The organism is Nocardia farcinica (assembly GCF_029867845.1).
Taxonomy (GTDB): Bacteria; Actinomycetota; Actinomycetes; order Mycobacteriales; family Mycobacteriaceae; genus Nocardia; species Nocardia farcinica_A.
Genome location: NZ_JARWRU010000433.1, coordinates 1 through 1,824, shown reverse-complemented (window position 1 = coordinate 1,824; position 1,824 = coordinate 1). Strand labels below are relative to the sequence as shown.

The following is a 1,824-nucleotide window of genomic DNA, read 5'->3' as shown; positions in this document are numbered from 1 at the left end:
GGGGGGGCGGCGGCGGGGGCGGGGGGGGGGTGGGGGGCCCCCGCCCCCCCCCCCCCCCCCCCCCCCCGCCCGGGCCCCCCCGGGCCCCCCGCCTCTGTCGTCGTCTCAGGGCAGATCAGGAAGCGAACGCGCGCAGATACTCGAGTTCGGCGCGGGCCGCCTCGCCCTCCGGTCCGAGATCGGAGCGGCCGAAGACGTTCCACTGCCGCAGCAGCGGGCCGAACACCTTCTCACCCTCGGCGGCCGGGTCGTAGATGCCCGCCTCGGCGAGCACGGTGTCGCTGGAGCGGCCGTCGGGCAGCTCCACCGTCGGCACCGAGAATCCGGCGACCCGATCGGCGATCGCCCGCATGGTCTGGTCCGGCACCCGGTCGAAGGCCGCCGAGACCACCGCGGCGAAGAATTCCGCCTGCAGCGCGTCGTCGGCGGCGATCCGCTCGGCGATCGCGGTGACCTGCGGGTTCTCGTTCAGTGCGGCGGTGTTGCGGTGCCGCAGGGCGGAGGCGGTCTCCTCGAAGGCCGCGTTGGCCAGCACGTCGAGCAGATGCAGCGGCTCGCGGCGGAAGCCGTCGGTCATGTGCCGCATCCTGGCCCGCTCCAGCTCCACCGGGTCGACCGCGCGGGTCACCATCAGGTAGTTGCGGATCAGGATCTCGTGCCGGTTCTCCTCGGCGGTCCAGCGGCCGACCCACCGCCACCACGGGCCGGTGCGCAGGTACTTGCCCAGTTCACGGTGGTAGGACGGCAGGTTGTCGGCGATCAGGACGCTGACGGTGAGCGCGAGCACCGCGACCTCACCGAGCCGGGCCTGACCCGGTTCCCAGTCGGTGCCGCCGAGGAAGGCGAAATTCCGCCCGTCGTCCCACGGCACCATTTCGTGGGGCTGCCAGCCGTCGGCGATTTCGACGTGACGACGCAGATTCAGTTCCACCTCGTCGGCGAGTGACTCCAGCAGCTCGCGATCGGTCAACAGTGTTTGCACCGCACCAAACCTAGTCGTTGAGTTCGTCGAATGGGGTGGCGGCCGGAAAATCGGCCCGCCACCCGAGACACCCGGGCCGCGTCCGGTGCGGGCCCGGGCGTCCCGGAGCAGAGAGCGTGCCGGGACAGTGGGGACGCGCCGGCTCAGTTCATGGTGACGGTGATCTGGCCGTCGATCCAGGTGATGGTGCCGCCGCTGAACGTGCTCTGCTTGCCGCCGGGGATGTCGACCTCGTCGGAGGTCGGGTAGCCCAGCTGACCCGCCGCGCCGCCGTTGTCCTCCCAGGCCTCGCGGATGGCGCCCCAGACGATGTGCGGCTCGCCCTCGGCGGGCTCGTAGATGGTGCCGCCCTCGAAGTCCTGGTACTTGCCGCCCTCGGGGGCCGACTCCTCCGGCTCCAGCGGCGCGCCCAGCGGACCCGCCTGGCCGCCCGCTTCCTGGTACTTCTCGTAGATGTCGCCGGAGATGGTCACCTCGGCGCCGCCCGGGGTGGGGATCCTGGTCTCGTCGCCCGCGTCGTCCATGTCGTCGGTGGCGGTCGTGGTGGTCTCGCCGCCCTCGGTGGTGGTCGGCTCGCCGGTGCGCTCCTCGCCGGGAGCGGTCATGGTGGCCAGCGGGCCGGTGGTCATGGTGGCGACGGCGCTGTCGTCGTCGTTGTCGTCGCCGCAACCCGCGGCGAGCAGGGCGGCGGCGGCCAGCGCCGCCACGATTCCAGCCGAACGTCGAGCGTGGTGCATGCGAACCCCTCTCGTTGGACTCCGTGGGGCCCCCCGCGCCCCCGGGGCCCCCCGGACCATGGCCCAATAGGGAAAGAGGCCGGCGATAAAAAAAACGGGGGCGGA

General features: G+C 72.4%; 2 protein-coding genes. Both read right to left on the bottom strand.

Annotation, left to right across the window (positions count from 1 at the left end; all coding sequences use genetic code 11):
- Positions 1-115: 115 nt before the first annotated feature.
- Positions 116-982, bottom strand: coding sequence for an acyl-ACP desaturase (locus QH283_RS09215; RefSeq protein ID WP_280502598.1), 867 nt, complete (start codon positions 980-982; stop codon positions 116-118).
- A 143-nt stretch (positions 983-1,125) separates the two neighbouring features.
- The gene (locus tag QH283_RS09210; protein ID WP_280502597.1) at positions 1,126-1,719 is read right to left on the bottom strand and encodes an LGFP repeat-containing protein; all 594 of its coding nucleotides are present in this window, start codon (positions 1,717-1,719) and stop codon (positions 1,126-1,128) included.
- Between the last annotated feature and the right edge of the window lie 105 nt (positions 1,720-1,824).